Source organism: Mesorhizobium sp. Pch-S (genome assembly GCF_004136315.1).
Lineage (GTDB): Bacteria > Pseudomonadota > Alphaproteobacteria > Rhizobiales > Rhizobiaceae > Mesorhizobium.
Genome location: NZ_CP029562.1, coordinates 616,827 through 633,912 on the forward strand (window position 1 = coordinate 616,827; position 17,086 = coordinate 633,912).

The window sequence follows — 17,086 nt, forward strand, 5'->3', positions numbered from 1 at the left end:
CTCACGCCGCCTCATAACGCGACACCTGGAACGGCGCGCTGGTGCCGGTGGTTTCCGTGTAGAAGCGCAGCAAAAGATTCCTTGCCGCCAGCGCCCGATATTCGGCGGTCGCGCGCATGTCGGTCAATGGCGCGAAGTCTTCGGCGTATTTCTCCATCGCCGCTTCCACCGTCGCTTCGGTCCATGGCTTGCCGATCAGCGCCTTCTCCACCGCGCTTGCCCGCTTCGGCGTCGCTGCCATGCCGCCATAGGCGATGCGGATCGAAGCAACCGTGCCATCCCTGGCGAGCTTCAGGCTGAAGGCGCCGAGCGTCGCGGTGATGTCTTCGTCGCGGCGCTTGGTGATCTTGTAGACCGCGAACTTTTCGCCCTTTTCCGGGATCGGCACATGCACGGCCTCGACGAATTCGCCGGGCTGGCGGTCCTGCTTGCCGTAGGCGATGAAGAACTTCTCGAGCGAGATGGTGCGGCGCTTCTTGCCCTTGCGCAAGGTGAGCTTGGCATCGAGCGCGATCAACGGCGGCGGCGTGTCGCCGATCGGCGAGCCGTTGGCGATGTTGCCGCCGATGGTGCCCATGTTGCGAACCTGCTGGCCACCGATGCGGTCGATGAGTGGTCCGAGCGCCGGAATACGCCTGGCGAGCAGCGAAAACGCTTCCGTGTAGGTGACACCGGCGCCGATCGTGATGACACCCTTGTCTTCGGAGATGGTGCGCAGGCCCTCGATCCCGGCGATGAACACGACGGGCGCGATATCGCGCATATGCTTGGTCACCCACAGGCCGACATCGGTCGAGCCTGCCACGATGGTGGCCTGTGGCTCAGCTTCCAGCACCCTGGCAAAGTCGTCGGCGTCAGCCGGCACGATGAAACGATCCTTGCCGGCGCCGACCTCGACGCGCGAGCCGTCCTGAAGCTCTGACAGGCGGGCGATCACGGCCTTGCGCTCGGCCTGCAGCGGATCCTTCGCAGCCTTGCCATAACTGGAAATGGCACGCGCGGCGCGCATGATCGCCTCATAGCCAGTGCAGCGGCAGAGATTGCCCTGAAGCGCCTTCTCGATCTCGGCGTCAGACGGCTCGGGCGACTTCATCCAGAGCGCATAAAGCGACATGACGAAACCGGGCGTGCAGAAGCCGCATTGCGAGCCGTGGAAATCCACCATTGCCTGCTGCACGGGATGCAGCGTGTCGCCCGCGCCGGCGAGATGTTCGATCGTCACGACATGGGTGGCGTCGAGCGAACCCATGAAGCGGATGCAGGCGTTGACGCTTTCATAGACCAGCTTGCCGGCCACCAGCTTGCCGACCAGAACCGTGCAGGCACCGCAATCGCCCTCGGCACAGCCTTCCTTCGATCCCTTGAGCGAGCGGGAGAGGCGCAGCCAGTCGAGAAGCGTCTGGTCGGGTGCGACATCGCTCAGGGCGACATCGCGGCCATTGAGGATGAAGCGCAGCTCGGAGCGGGTCTTGAGTTTGGCCATTGCTCAGCTTCCCCGGTAGGTCGAATAGCTGTAGGGCGAGATCAACAGCGGCACGTGATAATGCTTGGCCTCGGCCATGCCGAAGCGGATCGGCACGATGTCGAGGAAAGCCGGTTCTGGCAGCTTGGTGCCGGAACGGCGCAGATAGTCGCCGGCCGAAAAGATAAGCTCGTATTCACCGAGCTTGAACTCGTCGCCGGCCAGAAGTGGCGCATCGCAGCGGCCGTCGCTGTTGGTGGTCACACTCTTCAGATGCGTGCGCTTGCCGTCCTCGAGACGGAACAGATCGACGAGCAGGCCGGCCGCCGGTTTGCCCGTCGCCGTATCCAGCACATGCGTCGTCAGACGCCCGCCATTGTTGTGCGACGTTTCCGCCAATTGCCGCCTCCCATTCCGGTACAATCGAACATAGTGATGAATTGTGCGCCAATTAAAGGCGATGCATAAGCCCTGGTCGAGCGGACGGCACCAAAAAGCACTTTCAAAAATTTCGTGGTAATGGCCGCCCAAACCTTTGGATATCTTGGGGCCACTTCCGGAGCAACCGGCAGGGAGGAATGATGCGTTACGTACGGGATATGCGCGGTTACGGAGCCAATCCGCCGGACCCGAAATGGCCGGGTGGCGCCCATGTCGCCGTGCAATTCGTCGTCAACTACGAAGAAGGCGGCGAGAACTGCATCCTGCATGGCGATGCGGCCTCGGAGGCCTTCCTGTCGGAAGTGGTTGGAGCTGCTCCCTGGCCCGGCAAGCGCCACTGGAACATGGAGTCGATCTACGAATATGGCGCCCGCGCAGGCTTCTGGCGCTTGCACCGCATGTTTACCGAGGCCGGCGTACCGGTGACGGTCTACGGTGTCGCCTCGGCGCTGGCACGTTCGCCTGACCATGTCGCGGCCATGGATGCCGCCGGCTGGGAGATCGCCTCGCATGGCCTGAAATGGATCGACTACCGCGACCATCAGGAGGCAGACGAAAAGCGCGACCTCGACGAAGCGATCCGCCTGCACAGGGAAGTGGTGGGCGAGCGCCCGACCGGCCTCTATCTCGGCCGCACCTCGGTGAATTCGGTGAAGCTGGCGGCTGCCGAAGGCGGCTTTGCCTGGATCTCCGACACTTATGACGACGACCTGCCCTACTGGCTCGACCATGACGGCCACGGCAACGCGATCCAGCCGCAGCTCGTTATCCCCTACACGCTTGACGCCAACGACATGCGTTTCGCAACCCCGCAAGGGTTCAATTCGGGCGACCAGTTCTTCGCTTACCTGAAGGACGCGTTCGACACGCTTTATGCCGAAGGCAAGGCCGGACGCGGCGGCATGATGAGCATCGGCCTGCATTGCCGCCTGATCGGCCGGCCAGGACGCGCCGCGGCGCTGCAGCGCTTCATCGATTATGTGAAGAGCCACGACAAGGTCTGGCTGCCGCGACGCATCGACATCGCCAACCACTGGCGCGACCATCATCCCTATGAGCCCGCGGCCTTGCGCCCGTCGCGCATGGACAAGCAGGAGTTCGTGCAGCGCTTCGGCGGCATCTTCGAACATTCGCCTTGGATTGCCGAGCGTGCCTTCGAACTGGAGCTCGGCCCTGCCCATGACAGCGCCGGCGGCCTGCACAACGCGCTCTGCCGTGCCTTCCGCTCGGCTTCCGAGACCGAACGTCTCGGCGTGCTGACCGCGCACCCGGACCTCGCCGGCAAGCTGGCGCAGGCCAGACGGCTGACCGAGGACTCGACCAAGGAACAGGCTTCGGCCGGGCTCGATGCGCTGACGGACGCGGAGCGCGAACTGTTCTCCAAGCTGAACGCCGCCTACGTCACCACTTTCGGCTTCCCCTTCATCATCGCGGTAAAGGGCAAGACCAAGGATGAGATCCTGGCGGCATTCGAGACCCGCATCGGCAACAGCCGCGGCGAGGAATTCGAAACCGCCTGCAAACAGGTCGAACGCATCGCGCTGCTGCGCCTCAAGGATATTTTGCCCGAATAGGCCTGAACTGATGGATATGATGAAGATGGCTGATCGCACCTACTACGCGCCGAAAGGCGGATTGCCGCCGCAGACCGACCTGATCACCGACCGCGCGGTGTTCACGGAGGCCTATGCGGTCATCCCCAAACGCGAATTCAGCGACATCGTCACCTCCTATCTGCCGGGGTGGGACCAAACGCGGTTGTGGATCATCGCCCGCCCGCTGTCGGGTTTCGCCGAGACCTTCTCGCAATACATCATGGAAGTGCAGCCGGGCGGCGGCAGCGACAGACCCGAACCGGACAGCAGCGCCGAAGGCGTGCTTTTCGTGGTCGAGGGCGAGGTCACCGTTACGCTTGCCGGCAAGAACCATGACATGAAGCCGGGCGGCTACGCGTTCCTGCCGCCGTCGAGCGGCTGGACATTGCGCAACAACGGCAAGGCGACCGCGCGTTTCCACTGGATCCGCAAGGCTTATGAAAAGGCCGAGGGCGTCGATGTGCCCGAGCCGATCTTCACCAACGAGAACGACATCGCTCCCAATCCGATGCCGGACACAGAAGGCCGCTGGGCGACGACGCGTTTCGTCGATCCTATGGACCTGCGTCACGACATGCATGTCACCATCGTGACGTTCGAGCCGGGCGGCATCATCCCGTTCCCGGAAACGCATGTGATGGAGCACGGGCTCTACGTGCTGGAAGGCAAGGCGGTCTACCGTCTCAACCAGGACTGGGTGGAGGTGCAGGCCGGCGACTACATGTGGCTGCGCGCCTTTTGCCCGCAGGCCTGTTATGCAGGCGGGCCCGGTAAATTCCGCTACCTGCTCTACAAGGACGTCAACCGCCACGCCAGGCTCGGCGGCTTCGGACGCTAACACCCGTCTGCAAAGAGGTCAGACCATGACGCGCATCATCACCGCCAAACTTCTGACGCGCGCGAACTTTGCCGAATTCGGCGAGGTCATCGATACCGAGACCGACAGCCATTACCCGATCAACAACGGCCGGTGCGAGCGGTTTCACGCACTCGCCCGCCCGGAAGCGATCGGCCCGAACGGCCATGTGCTGATCAACCTCTTCAAGGGAACGCCCTACGAATTTCCGCTGAAGCTCTCCATGGTCGAACGGCATCCCTTCGGCAGCCAGGCTTTCGTGCCGCTTTCACCCCGCCCCTTCGTAGTCGTGGTCTGCCACGACAGTCCTGATGGACCCGCCGAGCCGCGCGCCTTCGTCACCAGGCCGGGCCAGGGCGTCAACTATCCGCGCAATCTCTGGCATGGCGTGCTCACGCCCATCGGCGAGCCGCAGGACTTCGTCGTCGTCGACCGCGGCGGGGACGGCTCCAATGTCGAAGAATTCCACTTTTCGCATCCCTACGAAATCCACCTGCCCGAAGGGTTCCAGTCATGACCGATGTTTCGCTGATCGACCGCCTGCTCGACGTCATCGAGCATGACATCGTGCCGAAGACCGAAGACGGTGTCGCCGATGGCAACAAGCTGTTCGGGGCCGCAATCCTGCGCAAGAGCGATCGCTCGCTGGTGTTGGCGGAAACCAACAACGAGACCGAGAACCCGCTCTGGCATGGCGAAGTGCATTGCCTGAAGCGCTTTTACGAGATGCCGAAGGCCGAGCGGGTCGACACCAAGGACGCGATCTTCTTGGCCACGCATGAACCGTGTTCACTGTGCCTTTCGGCGATCACCTGGACCGGCTTCGACAATTTCTACTATCTGTTCAGCCATGAGGATTCGCGCGACAGCTTCGCCATTCCGCATGACCTGAAGATCCTGAAAGAAGTCTTCACGCTCGAGCCGGGCGGCTACAATGCCGAAAACGCTTACTGGAAAAGCTATTCGCTGCGCCGCCTGGTGCGGGACTTGCCCGAGACCGAGCGCGCCCGGCTGGAGAAACGCATCGGGACCATCTCGGATAAATACGACGCGCTCTCCTCCGACTACCAGGATGGTAAGGCCGACAACGACATCCCGTTGAACTAGCTCCGCGGCCAACATTCGAGAAAATACCGGAACGTCGCCCCCCGTAAGGGTGAAAGACGGCATGTCATATGCGGCAATCAATGTCGCATACTGCCTTGCGACCAAATTTCCCTTACGTCCATTATCTCCTCACAGAACAAGAAATCGACCACAACGGTCGACCCAAAAGAGTGAGGAACCAATGTCGAATGAACTCGAATACCTCAGCCGCCGCGTTGCCGCCGGCAGGCTGAACCGGCGCGATTTTCTGGGTCGCGCCGCAGCACTTGGCGTCAGCGCCACCTTCGCCAACACGCTGCTCAGCGATGCGGCAAGGGCCGAAGGCCCGGTCAAAGGCGGTGTGCTGAAGGCAGGCATGCAGGGAGGTGCAGCCACCGACAGCCTCGATCCCGCGCTCTGGGCCAGCCAGGTCCCCTACACGTTCGGCCGCTGCTGGGGCGAACAGATGGTGGAGGTGACACCAACGGGCGGCATCGAACCCAAGCTCGCCGAATCCTATGAGTCGTCCGACGACGCCAAGACCTGGATCTTCAAGATCCGCAAGGGCGTCACCTTCCACAATGGCAAGGAGATGACGCCTCAGGACATCGTGGCAACGCTGGAGCGCCATGGCGACAAGAATTCGAAGTCGGCGGCACTTGCCTTCATTTCCGAATTCGAAAGCGTCAAGGCCGATGGCGGCAATGTCGTCATCAAGCTGAAGGAGCCCAACGCCGACCTGCCCTATGTCTGCGCCGACTTCCACCTGATGATCCAGCCGAATGGCGGCAAGGACAATGCGACTGCTGGTATCGGCACAGGCCCCTACAAGATCGTCACCAACGAGCCGGGCGTGCGCCATGTCGGCGCCCGCCACGAGGGCCATTGGGATCAGGCCCGACGCGGTCATGCCGACCAGATCGAGATCATCGTCATCAACGACGCCACTGCACGCACCTCGGCACTGCAGGGCGGCCAGGTGCATATGATCAACCGCGTCGAGCCGAAGATCGTCTCGCTGGTCAAGCGCGTGCCGGGCGTTACCATTCGCAACGTCGCCGGCAAGGGCCATTACGTCTTCATCGCTCATTGCAACACCGCGCCCTTCGACAACAACGACCTCAGGCTGGCGTTGAAATACGCGGTCGACCGCGAGGAGATGGTGCAGAAGATCCTGGGTGGCTACGGCACCGTCGGCAACGACATGCCGGCGAGCAAAGCCTACGCGCTGTTCTCCGACGACATCGAGCAGCGAAAATACGATCCAGACAAGGCGAAGTTCCACTTCAAGAAGTCCGGGCATTCAGGACCGGTGCTTTTGCGCACTTCGGACGTCGCCTTCCCCGGCGCGGTCGATGCCGCCCAGCTCTACCAGCAAAGTGCCGCCAAGGCCGGCATCCAGATCGAGGTCAAGCGCGAACCGGGTGACGGCTACTGGTCGGAGGTGTGGAACAAGCAGCCTTTCTCCATGTCCTACTGGACAGGTCGCCCGACGCAGGACCAAGTCTATTCCATCGCTTACCTCAAGAACGCGGAGTGGAACGACACCCGCTTCTTCCGCGACGATTTCGACAAGCTGATCCTGCAGGCGCGCTCGGAGCTCGATTCAGCCAAGCGCAAGGCGCTCTATCGCCAGGCGGGCGTCATGCTGCGTGACGAAGGCGGTGTCATCGTTCCGATGTTCAACGACTACATCGATGCGACCAGCGCCAAGGTCGGCGGCTGGGTCGACGATGTGAACAGCGAACTGATGAACGGTCATGCCCTGACCAAATGCTGGCTGCAGGCGTGAGGGGAAATTTTCGCGAAAGCAATGCCTGACCTTGCAGTGATCGGTTGCGTGGAACTTTCGACAATCCGCGCAACCGCATGCCGCAAACAGGACATCCACATCATCTCTGGCCCAAAGCAGGCTGCCAGACCACCGACAAACAGCGTCCAACTCTGCAGAATCCCCATTTTCACCGGAGAAGGGTGCGATTTCGAGACAATCCGGCGGCTGTTTTCCAAAACGCCAAAAGCCGTACACGCACGAGCATCTCAAAAACGACATGCCATATGCGGCAGTCGATGTCGCATGCGGCCTTGCGCTGAAGTTTCCCTTACGTCCATTATTCTCCCGACAAAAACAAGAAATCGACCAAATGGTCGAGCCAAAAGAGTGAGGAACAAGAATGTCGAATGAACTCGAGTACCTCAGCCGTCGCGTTGCCGCGGGCCAGCTGAACCGCCGCGATTTCCTCGGCCGTGCGGCAGCGCTCGGCGTCACTGCGGCTTTCGCCAACACGCTTCTCAGCGATGCCGCCAGGGCGGAAGGCCCGGTCAAGGGCGGAACACTGAAGGCCGGCCTGCAGGGCGGCGAATCCTCCAACGTGCTCGATCCGGCGCTGAACCTCAGCCAGGTGAACTTCAACTTCGGCAAATGCTGGGGCGAGATGCTGGTCGAGCTGAATCCCGACGGCAGCCTCGACAACCGTATCGCGGAGTCAATCGGCTCGTCGGACGACGCCAAGGTCTGGACGATGAAGATCCGCAAGGGCATCGAGTTCCACAACGGCAAGACCGTCGCGCCCCAGGACGTGGTCGCCACGCTCGAACGCCACAGCGACGCGAAGTCGAAATCGGCCGCGCTCGGTATCCTGCAAGGCATCGACAAGATGGCGGTGAATGGCGACGAGGTCGTCATCACTCTCAAGGATCCAAACGCCGACTTCCCTTATCTGATGGCCGACTACCATCTCGTCATCCAGCCGAACGGTGGCAAGGATGATCCGAATGCCGGCATCAGCGCCGGCCCCTACAAGGTGACCGTCAACGAACCGGGTGTACGTTACGGCGGCGAGAAATTCGCCAACTACTGGCAGGGCGACAAGATCGGCCATGCCGCGCAGGTCGAGATCATCGTCATCAATGACGCCACCGCGCGCACCGCCGCGCTGCAGGGCGGCCAGGTGAACATGATCAACCGCGTCGAGCCGAAGATCGTCGACCTGGTCAAGCGCGTGCCGGGCGTCACCATCCAGGCCGTGTCGGGCAAGGGCTTCTATCCATTCAACATGTTCTGCGACACCGCGCCCTTCGACAGCAACGACCTCAGGATGGCGCTCAAGCTCGCCATGGACCGCGAGGAGTTGCTGGAGAAGATCCTCCGCGGCTACGGCAAGGTGGGCAACGACATTCCGGTCAACGAAGCCTATCCGCTGTTCCCGACCGATCTCGAGCAGCGCAAGTTCGATCCCGAAAAGGCCGCCGAGTTCTACAAGAAGTCGGGACATTCCGGTTCCATCCTGCTGCGAACCTCGGACGTCGCCTTCCCCGGTGCCGTTGACGCTGCGCAGCTCTACCAGCAGAGCTGCGCCAAGGCCGGCATCAAGATCGAGATCAAGCGCGAGCCGGGCGACGGCTACTGGTCGGAAGTCTGGAACAAGCAGCCATTCTCCCTCTCCTACTGGGGCGGACGGCCGACGCAGGACCAGATGTATTCCACCGCCTACATCTCCAGCGCCGACTGGAACGACACGCGCTTCAAGCGCCCGGAGTTCGACAAGATGGTGCTGGCCGCACGCGGCGAGCTCGACCAGGACAAGCGCAAGAAGATGTACACCGACATCGCCACAGTGATGCGCGACGAAGGTGGCCTGATCGTTCCGTTCTTCAACCAGTATATCGACGCATCCGGCAAAGGCGTGCAGGGTTGGGTAAGCAATCCCGCGCAGGAGATGTGCGGCGGCTACGCCCTGTCGATCTGCTGGCTGGCGGCCTGATCCAGGCCGCCCGGTGAGTTCGCCCATCCTGAAGCTGATCGCCCAACGCATCGCGTTGGGCCTTCTGCTGCTGTTCGCCGTCTCCGTGCTGATCTTTGTCGGCACGCAGATCCTTCCGGGCGACGTTGCCCAGTCCATCCTCGGCCAGTCGGCCACTGCGGAGTCGCTCGCCAACCTGCGCGAGGCGCTCGGCCTCAATGATCCCGCCTATATCCGTTATTTCAGATGGCTGGGCGGCATCCTCACCGGCAATCTCGGCACGGCATTGTCGTCGGGCCAGGATATCGCATCCGCCATCGGCGGGAGGCTGTGGAACACGCTGTTCCTCGCCTTCTGGGCCGCTGCGGTCTCGGTACCGCTGGCAATCGGCCTCGGCCTGCTTGCCGTGCGTTATCGCAACGGCTTCGTCGACAAGCTGATCTCCGGACTGGCGCTGGCATCCACGTCGCTGCCGGAATTCTTCATCGGCTACCTGCTCGTCTATTTCTTCGCGGTGCAGTGGCAGATCTTCCCCGGCATCTCCACCGTCTATGACGGCATGCCGTTCCTGGAACGCATGAAGGCGATCGCCCTGCCCGCCACCGCGCTGACGCTGGTGGTACTGGCGCATATGATGCGCATGACACGCGCGGCGATCCTCAATGTCATGCAGTCGGCCTATATCGAGACGGCCGAACTCAAGGGGCTGTCGCCGTTCAACATCATCCGCAAGCACGCGTTCCCGAATGCGATAGCCCCGGTGGTCAATGTGGTGATGCTGAACCTCGCCTATCTGATCGTTGGCGTCGTCGTGGTCGAGGTCATCTTCGTCTATCCGGGCATGGGTCAGTATCTGGTCGACCATGTCGCCAAGCGCGACGTGCCGGTGGTGCAGGCCGTCGGCCTGATCTTTGCCGCCGTCTACATCACCTTGAACATGATCGCCGACATTGCCGCGATCCTCGCCAATCCGCGTCTGCGGCATCCGAAGTGAGGGCGGCATGAGACAGATCCCCCTCACGGCCTGGATCGGCCTGATCCTGACCGGAATGTTCCTGATCTGCGCGGTCTTTGCGCCCTGGATCGCGCCATATGGCAATGGCGAGATCGTCGGCGACGTCTGGGCGCCGATGTCGTCGGCCAACGTGCTTGGCACCGACAATCTCGGCCGCGACCTGCTTTCGCGCATGATCTATGGTGCGCGCATCACCATATTCATCGCCGTGCTGGCGACGGCGCTGGCGTTCGGCCTGGGCTCCATCCTCGGCTTCACCGCAGCGACGGTCGGCGGCAAGTTCGACATGATCCTGTCACGTTTCGTCGACCTTCTGATGGCAATCCCGACGCTGATCTTCGCGTTGGTGGTGCTGTCGGTGCTGCCTTCCACGATCGTCACGCTGATCCTGGTGATGGGCATCCTCGATTCGACCCGTGTCTATCGCCTGTCGCGCGCGGTCGCCGTCGACATCAACGTCATGGATTTCGTCGAAGCCGCCAAGCTGCGCGGCGAAGGCATGGGCTGGATCATCTTCCGGGAGATCCTGCCCAATGCGCTATCGCCCCTGATCTCGGAACTAGGCCTGCGTTTCATCTATGCAGTGCTCTTCCTGTCAGCCCTGTCCTTCCTTGGCCTGGGCGTGCAGCCGCCGGACGCCGACTGGGGCGGCATGGTGAAGGAGAACAAGGACGGCATCGTCTTCGGCATCCCGGCAGCGCTCATCCCGGCGGCCGCGATCGCACTGCTCGCCATCTCGGTCAACCTCGTCGCCGACTGGGTGCTGAACCGCACCTCGGACCTGAAGGGAGGACGCGGCAATGGCTAAGGCGCAAGCGGCAACGCAGAAGCCGGAAATGCTGCTCGACATCCGCGATCTCAGGATCGAGGCACGGGTGTTCCCACCCGACGAGGCGCCCAAGACCGTCACGCTGGTGCATGACGTCTCCCTGACATTGAAGCGCGGCAAGGTGCTGGGCCTCATCGGAGAATCCGGCGCCGGCAAGTCGACCATCGGCCTGTCATCAATGGCCTATGGTCGTGGTGGCGTGAAGATCACCGGTGGCCAGGTCCTGCTCAACGGGCGCGATATCCTGCCGCTCGGCCTGTCGGGCGTGCGCAAACTGCGCGGCCGCGAGGTCTGCTATGTGGCGCAGTCGGCTGCGGCCGCTTTCAACCCTGCGCACAAGCTGATGGACCAGGTGGTGGAGGCTGCGCTGCTGCATGGTGTCGCCACGCGCGCCGAAGCCGAGAAACGGGCGGTGGCGCTGTTCAAGAAGCTCAGCCTGCCCAATCCCGAAACCATCGGCAATCGCTACCCGCACCAGGTCTCGGGCGGCCAGCTGCAGCGCGTGATGACGGCGATGGCGCTGTGTTCGGAACCCGATCTCATCGTCTTCGACGAGCCGACGACGGCACTGGACGTGACGACGCAGATCGACGTGCTGGCCGCGATCAAGGATGCCATCCGCGACACCCATGTCGCGGCGCTCTACATCAGCCACGACCTTGCCGTCGTGGCGCAGGTCGCCGACGAGATCCTGGTGCTGCGCCATGGCCGGCTGGTCGAGCGCGGCGACACCCACCAGATCATCAAGCTGCCGCAGCAGGACTATACGCGCGCCCTGGTGGCGGTGCACGAAATCGACCACACCGAAAAGCAGCCGAGCCCCACCCCGGTTCTCTCGGTGAAGAATGTGACGGCCGCCTATGGTGGCGGCGCCGTCAAGGTGCTCAAGAACGTCTCGGTCGACCTGCATCCCGGCCAGACGCTGGCGGTGGTCGGCGAGTCCGGCTCCGGCAAGTCGACGCTGGCGCGTGCCATCACCGGGCTTCTGCCGCCGGAAGCAGGTTCGATCAGCTTTGCCGGCCGCACCTTGTCCAACCGCCTCGCCGACCGGCCGAAGGAAGACCTGCGCCAGTTGCAGATGATCTACCAGATGGCCGATGTCGCCATGAACCCGCGCCAGACCGTTCGCACCATCATCGGCCGGCCGCTCGAATTCTATTTCGGCATGCGTGGCAAGGCGCGCGACCAGCGTATCACCGAACTGCTCGACAAGATCGAGATGGGCCAGGGCTTCGCGGACCGGTATCCGGCCGAGCTTTCCGGTGGTCAGAAACAGCGCGTCTGCATTGCCCGCGCCCTGGCGGCGAAGCCGAAGCTGATCATCTGCGACGAAGTCACCTCCGCGCTCGATCCGCTGGTTGCCAACGGCATCCTGAAACTGCTGCTCGAATTGCAGCAGGAAGAAAAGGTAGCCTACCTGTTCATCACGCATGACATCGCCACGGTGAAGTCGATCGCCGACGCGATCGCGGTCATGTATCGCGGCGAAGTCGTGCGTTATGGCCCCAAGAGCCAGGTGCTGGCACCGCCCTTCGACGCCTACACCGATCTGCTGCTTTCCTCGGTGCCGGAGATGGAACAGGGCTGGCTGGAAAGCGCGATCCAGGGACGGCGCATGGAAAGTGCCGGAAACTAGAGCAATTCCAGGAAAACCGTGCAACGGTTTTCCGCTTGTAATTTTGTAAAAACAAATAGTTAGAGCGTTTCCGCATTTCCGTGAAAAACGGAAACGCTCCGGGTTTCGGGCAGACTGTCATCCGGCCGCAACGCGCGGCCGCCACTGTGATCTCCTTGGGGTGAACAAGCCCGAAACAGGGAAGGGAGCAGACAATGACAAGCGAACTCGATCATCTGGCCAGGCTGGCCGGCAAAGGCGGCATCACCCGCCGTGATTTCCTGGGCCGTGCTGCGGCCCTCGGCGTTACCGCCGCCCTGGCAGGCACGCTTGCCGATCGTGCCTTTGCGCAGACCCCGGCGAAAGGTGGCATCCTGAAGGCCGGGCTGCAGGGCGGCGAGTCGACCAACAGTCTCGATCCGGCGACGAATCTCAGCCAGGTCACCTTCAATTTCTGCAAGCAGTGGGGTGAGTTCATCAACCGGCTGAAGCCGGATGGCAGCCTGGAAAACCTGATCGCCGAGGAGATCGGTTCGTCCGACGATGCCAGGACCTGGACGATCAAGGTCCGCGACGGCATCGAGTTTCACAACGGCAAGACCGTCAAGGCCGAGGACGTGCTCGCCACGCTGGAGCGGCATGCCGACGAAAAATCGAAATCAGGCGCGCTCGGCGTGTTGAAGAACATCAAGGCGATGAAGGCCGAAGGCAAGGAAGTGATCGTTTCGCTGGCCGAGCCCGACGCCGATTTCCCCTACCTGATGGCCGACTATCACCTTGTCATCCAGCCGAATGGCGGCAGGGACAACCCCAATGCCGGGATCAGCGCAGGCCCCTACAAGGTCACGGTCAATGAGCCGGGCGTACGTCATGGCGGCGAGCGCTTCGCCAATTACTGGGGCGGAGACAAGCTCGGCCACGCCGACCAGGTCGAAATCGTGGTCATCAACGACGCCACGGCACGCCTCGCAGCCCTGCAGGGCGGCCAGGTGCATTTCATCAACCGGGTTGAACCCAAGGTGGTGAACCTCGTCAAGCGGGTGCCGGGCGTCTCGGTTGAGGCGACTTCCGGCCGCGGCTTCTATCCGTTCAACATGTTCTGCGACACCGCACCCTTCGACAATGCCGACCTGCGCATGGCGTTGAAGCTGGCGATGGACCGCGAGGAACTGCTTTCCAAGATCCTGTTCGGGTACGGTTCGCTCGGCAACGACTTCCCGATCAACGCTGCCTATCCGCTGTTTCCGGACGACATCGAGCAGCGCAAATTCGATCCCGAAAAGGCGGCCGAACTTTACAAGAAATCGGGCCACTCCGGGTCGATCCTGCTGCGCACCTCCGATGTGGCATTCCCGGGCGCGGTCGATGCCGCACAGCTTTATCAGCAGAGCTGCGCCAAGGCCGGCATCAAGATTGAAATCAAGCGCGAGCCCGGCGACGGCTACTGGTCGGAAGTGTGGAACAAGAAACCGTTCTCGCTCTCCTATTGGGGCGGCCGCGCCACACAGGCCCAGATGTATGCGACCGCACTCGTCTCCACCGCGGACTGGAACGACACCCGCTTCAAGCGCCCGGATTTCGACCAATTGCTGATGAAAGCGCGTGGCGAACTCGATCAGGACAAGCGCAAGGTTCTGTTCCACGACATGGCCATGCTGGTGCGCGATGAAGGCGGCACGCTCGTGCCGTTCTTCAACCAGTTCATCGATGCTGCGGCAACCAGCAAGATCGATGGATGGGTCGCCAATCCGCAGGGTGAGATGATGGATGGCTATGCCCTGGGTGCCTGCTGGCTGAAGGCCTGAAGGCACAGCGCCATGCGGCAGGAAGGGATCGCCGCATGGCGCTGAAGACGGTGGCTCAGCGCATGATTTCGGAGAGGATCTTCATGCGCGAGTTGTCAGGGCATTCCTTGTCCGTCTGAACGGGCAAGGTTCGCCCTAGTGCCACCAGTCATAGATGTGAACCACGTGATCCATCCGGGCGTTATCCGCCTGAATGTTTGCATTGCTCAACTCATAGGCGCGGATGTAGTCCACCTGCATTTCGGCGGGTGTCGCGAGCCCATCGGCTGGCGTACCGGCGGCACCTCCCACGGCCAGATTGACCAGCATATACATGGGCTTGTGCATGTCTGACGGTGTTTGGGCCCGAAAGATCTCGGTATCGTCGAAATACCAGACCAGTTCGTCCTCGGTCCAAAGCAGGCCGTAGTTGTGGAAGCCCTCGGTATCAGGCACGCCGACCGCCGACCCGACCGTGGTACGGCTGCCGGTTTCGTTTGAATGCGCGGCGACGTTGACCGTGTTCGGATCCTGGCCGCGCATTTCCACCACATCGAGTTCCGGCGGCCAGGAGCCGTCCGCAGGCAACAGCCAGAAGGCCGGCCAGACGCCATGGTTTTCCGGCATGTCGGCGCGGATTTCAAAATATCCGTAGGTCTGGGCGAACGATCCGTAGGTGTTGAGCAATCCCGACGTGTACTCGTAGTTGTTGATGTAGGGCTTGATCGAGTCATCTGCCCGGGCAGCGGTGATGGTCAGCACGCCATTTTCGACATCGACCGGATGGACCGAAGCGGTCGGCGCATAGTCGTGGTCGATGTACCATTGCTTTTCGCCGTTCGAAGTCAGCGTGCTGCCGTTCCTGGCACCCCACCAGAAATTGGTGTCCCAGGTGCCGCTGGTGCCATTGCGCAGGCTCAGCGTGTCGAACTCGTCCGAAAAGGAGAGTTTGAGATGAGATCGATCCAGGCTGAGTTCGAACTGATCCACCTTGAACTGCTCGACGGTGGTATTGGCAAAGACCAGGAATTCGCTCGACCCAAGGTTCAGCCGCACGTCGCTGCCCGACTGGACCATGTTGGCTTTCACTTCGGCGAAAGAGCTGAAGCCGTAGCGCGTCAGGCGGACATTGTCGTCGCTGCCGAAATCCAGGATCAGGTCGCTGCCATTGCCTTTCTCGAACAGGAAGATGTCGGCGCCACCGCCGCCCTTCAGGACATCGTCGCCCAAACCACCGTCGATCGTCTGCTTGCCGGAACCGCCGCTGATGATGTTGTCGAGATCGTTGCCGATGGCATAGCGCCCATTGCCGGTAACGGTCAGGTTCTCGATGTTGGCGGGCAGCGTGTAGCTCATCCAGGTTTCGACGGTGTCGATCCCTTCACCCGGGCGTTCGTCCGCCCGGTTGATGGCCGAATAGAGATGGTAGATATCGTCGCCCTGCCCGCCGTGCATGGTGACGTTTACCCTGCTGTCGCCCCACAGCGAATCGTTCCGGACGCTGCCGTAGAGATCCGGGCCGGAATTGGTCGCCGAAAAATGGCTGACCGAGGGATCACTGTAGGGAAGCAGCACGCCCTTGGCGTTGCGCACGGTGGCCATGACGATCTCCTGTCGTCGTAAATGCCACCCACCTTCAAGCTAGCATCCGCCCAGGCATCTGACGACCCGCTAAAATGCTAACATTATGATACAGGCTGTTACCGATGGCCGCCGCTCAATGCGGCCATTCGCTCCTGCCCAGTCGCTGCACGGCTTCCACGATGCGCGCAAAGCTTTCGCGGGCACGCGTCACAGTGTGGCGGGCGCGCAGATAGCCGTGCACAAGGCCCTCTTCCTCTCGCCAGAACGCCTTGCCACCTGCCGCCAGGATGCGGTCGCGATAGGCTTCGCCGTCGGAAGACAACGGATCGCATTCGGCGGTGATGACGACCGTGGGCGGCAGGTCCGCGAAATCGCGATCGAGCATCGGTGCGATGGTCGGGTCGAGCATGCGCCCTTCCCCGCCGGTGCGAACGTTCTTATAGAAGATCAGGTCGCGCATCGTCAGCATCGGCGCCTCGGCATGGGTGACGTAGGATCCCTTGGACTGATCACCGCCAAGACCGGGATAGATCAGCAGTTGACCGACGGCCCGGCGTGGATGCGTGCGCGTCGCGTGCGCAACCGCAGCCGCCAGGTTGCCGCCGGCGCTGTCGCCGACCAGCAGGATCGGCACCTGGTAGCGCGACGCCGCCCAGTGAAACGCCGCCATCGCATCGTCGAAGGCAGCGGGATGACGATGCTCCGGAGCCAGCCGGTAATCGACCGAAACGACCTCATAGCCGGTGCGGCCGCACAGTTCGGCGCAGACGTCGTCATGGCTGTCCAGCCCGCCGAGAATGAAACCGCCGCCGTGGAAATAGAGGACCAGCGCTTGCGGTTCTGCGCCAGCCTGTCGGTAGATGCGGATCGGAATGGCATGATCTGGCGCTGCGATGGCGACCGTCTCCGCAGTGACGCCCTCCGGATACCCCGCAAAGAATTCCCGGCACATGCGGTTGTAGACGTCGCGCTGCTGCTCGATCGTGTAGTCGATCGTGTCGGGTGGATAGTAGGAATTGGTCTTCTCGATGAAGGCCCAGGTCTCGGCGTCGATCAGCTTCGCGTAGTCGGTCATG

General features: G+C 62.1%; 14 protein-coding genes. 10 read left to right on the forward strand and 4 right to left on the reverse strand.

The window, feature by feature from the left end:
- Position 1 precedes the first annotated feature (1 nt).
- Together xdhA and uraH are read right to left on the reverse strand one after the other, a co-directional pair.
- The gene (gene xdhA, locus C1M53_RS02905; protein ID WP_129410870.1) at positions 2 to 1,483 is read right to left on the reverse strand and encodes a xanthine dehydrogenase small subunit; all 1,482 of its coding nucleotides are present in this window, start codon (positions 1,481 to 1,483) and stop codon (positions 2 to 4) included.
- Between the two features lie 3 nt (positions 1,484 to 1,486).
- Positions 1,487 to 1,861, reverse strand: coding sequence for a hydroxyisourate hydrolase (gene uraH / locus C1M53_RS02910; protein WP_129410871.1), 375 nt, complete (start codon positions 1,859 to 1,861; stop codon positions 1,487 to 1,489).
- A 182-nt stretch (positions 1,862 to 2,043) separates the two neighbouring features.
- Here uraH and puuE point away from each other — a divergent pair, with 182 nt between their 5' ends.
- The 10 genes from puuE to C1M53_RS02960 all read left to right on the forward strand — a co-directional run bounded on the left by puuE (position 2,044) and on the right by C1M53_RS02960 (position 14,447).
- Positions 2,044 to 3,477, forward strand: a complete 1,434-nt coding sequence (puuE, locus tag C1M53_RS02915) for an allantoinase PuuE (RefSeq protein WP_129415991.1) — start codon at positions 2,044 to 2,046, stop codon at positions 3,475 to 3,477.
- A 25-nt stretch (positions 3,478 to 3,502) separates the two neighbouring features.
- Positions 3,503 to 4,336, forward strand: a complete 834-nt coding sequence (locus C1M53_RS02920; protein WP_165358028.1) for a bifunctional allantoicase/(S)-ureidoglycine aminohydrolase — start codon at positions 3,503 to 3,505, stop codon at positions 4,334 to 4,336.
- A 25-nt stretch (positions 4,337 to 4,361) separates the two neighbouring features.
- Complete coding sequence (locus C1M53_RS02925) at positions 4,362 to 4,871, forward strand: ureidoglycolate lyase (protein ID WP_129410873.1); 510 nt, start codon at positions 4,362 to 4,364, stop codon at positions 4,869 to 4,871.
- A complete protein-coding gene (locus tag C1M53_RS02930; protein ID WP_129410874.1) occupies positions 4,868 to 5,461 on the forward strand; it encodes a nucleoside deaminase in 594 nt (197 codons plus the stop codon). Before C1M53_RS02925 ends, C1M53_RS02930 begins: the two co-directional genes overlap by 4 nt.
- A 181-nt stretch (positions 5,462 to 5,642) precedes the next feature.
- Entirely contained in the window at positions 5,643 to 7,232 is a 1,590-nt protein-coding gene (locus C1M53_RS02935) for an ABC transporter substrate-binding protein (protein WP_129410875.1), read from the forward strand.
- 382 nt (positions 7,233 to 7,614) lie between these two features.
- Positions 7,615 to 9,204, forward strand: a complete 1,590-nt coding sequence (locus C1M53_RS02940) for an ABC transporter substrate-binding protein (protein WP_129410876.1) — start codon at positions 7,615 to 7,617, stop codon at positions 9,202 to 9,204.
- 13 nt (positions 9,205 to 9,217) lie between these two features.
- Positions 9,218 to 10,177 carry an ABC transporter permease gene (locus C1M53_RS02945; RefSeq protein ID WP_129410877.1) on the forward strand — a complete coding sequence of 320 codons (960 nt, stop codon included), beginning with the start codon at positions 9,218 to 9,220 and terminating at the stop codon, positions 10,175 to 10,177.
- Between the two features lie 7 nt (positions 10,178 to 10,184).
- Positions 10,185 to 11,006: an ABC transporter permease gene (locus C1M53_RS02950; RefSeq protein WP_129410878.1), complete on the forward strand. Its 822-nt coding sequence runs from the start codon at positions 10,185 to 10,187 to the stop codon at positions 11,004 to 11,006.
- Entirely contained in the window at positions 10,999 to 12,663 is a 1,665-nt protein-coding gene (locus C1M53_RS02955; RefSeq protein WP_129410879.1) for an ABC transporter ATP-binding protein, read from the forward strand. The genes C1M53_RS02950 and C1M53_RS02955 overlap by 8 nt, the downstream gene beginning before the upstream one ends.
- Positions 12,664 to 12,857: 194 nt before the next feature.
- Positions 12,858 to 14,447, forward strand: coding sequence for an ABC transporter substrate-binding protein (locus C1M53_RS02960; RefSeq protein WP_129410880.1), 1,590 nt, complete (start codon positions 12,858 to 12,860; stop codon positions 14,445 to 14,447).
- Positions 14,448 to 14,582: 135 nt separating this feature from the next.
- Here the strand turns inward: C1M53_RS02960 and C1M53_RS02965 are convergent, their stop codons facing one another.
- Both C1M53_RS02965 and C1M53_RS02970 read right to left on the reverse strand, forming a co-directional pair.
- On the reverse strand, positions 14,583 to 16,028 hold the full coding sequence (locus C1M53_RS02965) for a family 16 glycosylhydrolase (protein ID WP_129410881.1): 1,446 nt from the start codon (positions 16,026 to 16,028) through the stop codon (positions 14,583 to 14,585).
- Positions 16,029 to 16,143: 115 nt separating this feature from the next.
- On the reverse strand, positions 16,144 to 17,085 hold the full coding sequence (locus C1M53_RS02970; RefSeq protein ID WP_129410882.1) for an alpha/beta hydrolase: 942 nt from the start codon (positions 17,083 to 17,085) through the stop codon (positions 16,144 to 16,146).
- Position 17,086 lies beyond the last annotated feature (1 nt).

Coding starts and splice junctions, on each gene's coding strand:
- xdhA (WP_129410870.1), bottom strand. CDS start 1,483: ATGGCCAAACTCAAGACCCGCTCCGAGCTGCGCTTCATCCTCAATGGC.
- puuE (WP_129415991.1), top strand. CDS start 2,044: ATGCGTTACGTACGGGATATGCGCGGTTACGGAGCCAATCCGCCGGAC.
- C1M53_RS02920 (WP_165358028.1), top strand. CDS start 3,503: ATGGCTGATCGCACCTACTACGCGCCGAAAGGCGGATTGCCGCCGCAG.
- C1M53_RS02925 (WP_129410873.1), top strand. CDS start 4,362: ATGACGCGCATCATCACCGCCAAACTTCTGACGCGCGCGAACTTTGCC.
- C1M53_RS02930 (WP_129410874.1), top strand. CDS start 4,868: ATGACCGATGTTTCGCTGATCGACCGCCTGCTCGACGTCATCGAGCAT.
- C1M53_RS02935 (WP_129410875.1), top strand. CDS start 5,643: ATGTCGAATGAACTCGAATACCTCAGCCGCCGCGTTGCCGCCGGCAGG.
- C1M53_RS02940 (WP_129410876.1), top strand. CDS start 7,615: ATGTCGAATGAACTCGAGTACCTCAGCCGTCGCGTTGCCGCGGGCCAG.
- C1M53_RS02950 (WP_129410878.1), top strand. CDS start 10,185: ATGAGACAGATCCCCCTCACGGCCTGGATCGGCCTGATCCTGACCGGA.
- C1M53_RS02955 (WP_129410879.1), top strand. CDS start 10,999: ATGGCTAAGGCGCAAGCGGCAACGCAGAAGCCGGAAATGCTGCTCGAC.
- C1M53_RS02960 (WP_129410880.1), top strand. CDS start 12,858: ATGACAAGCGAACTCGATCATCTGGCCAGGCTGGCCGGCAAAGGCGGC.
- C1M53_RS02965 (WP_129410881.1), bottom strand. CDS start 16,028: ATGGCCACCGTGCGCAACGCCAAGGGCGTGCTGCTTCCCTACAGTGAT.
- C1M53_RS02970 (WP_129410882.1), bottom strand. CDS start 17,085: ATGACCGACTACGCGAAGCTGATCGACGCCGAGACCTGGGCCTTCATC.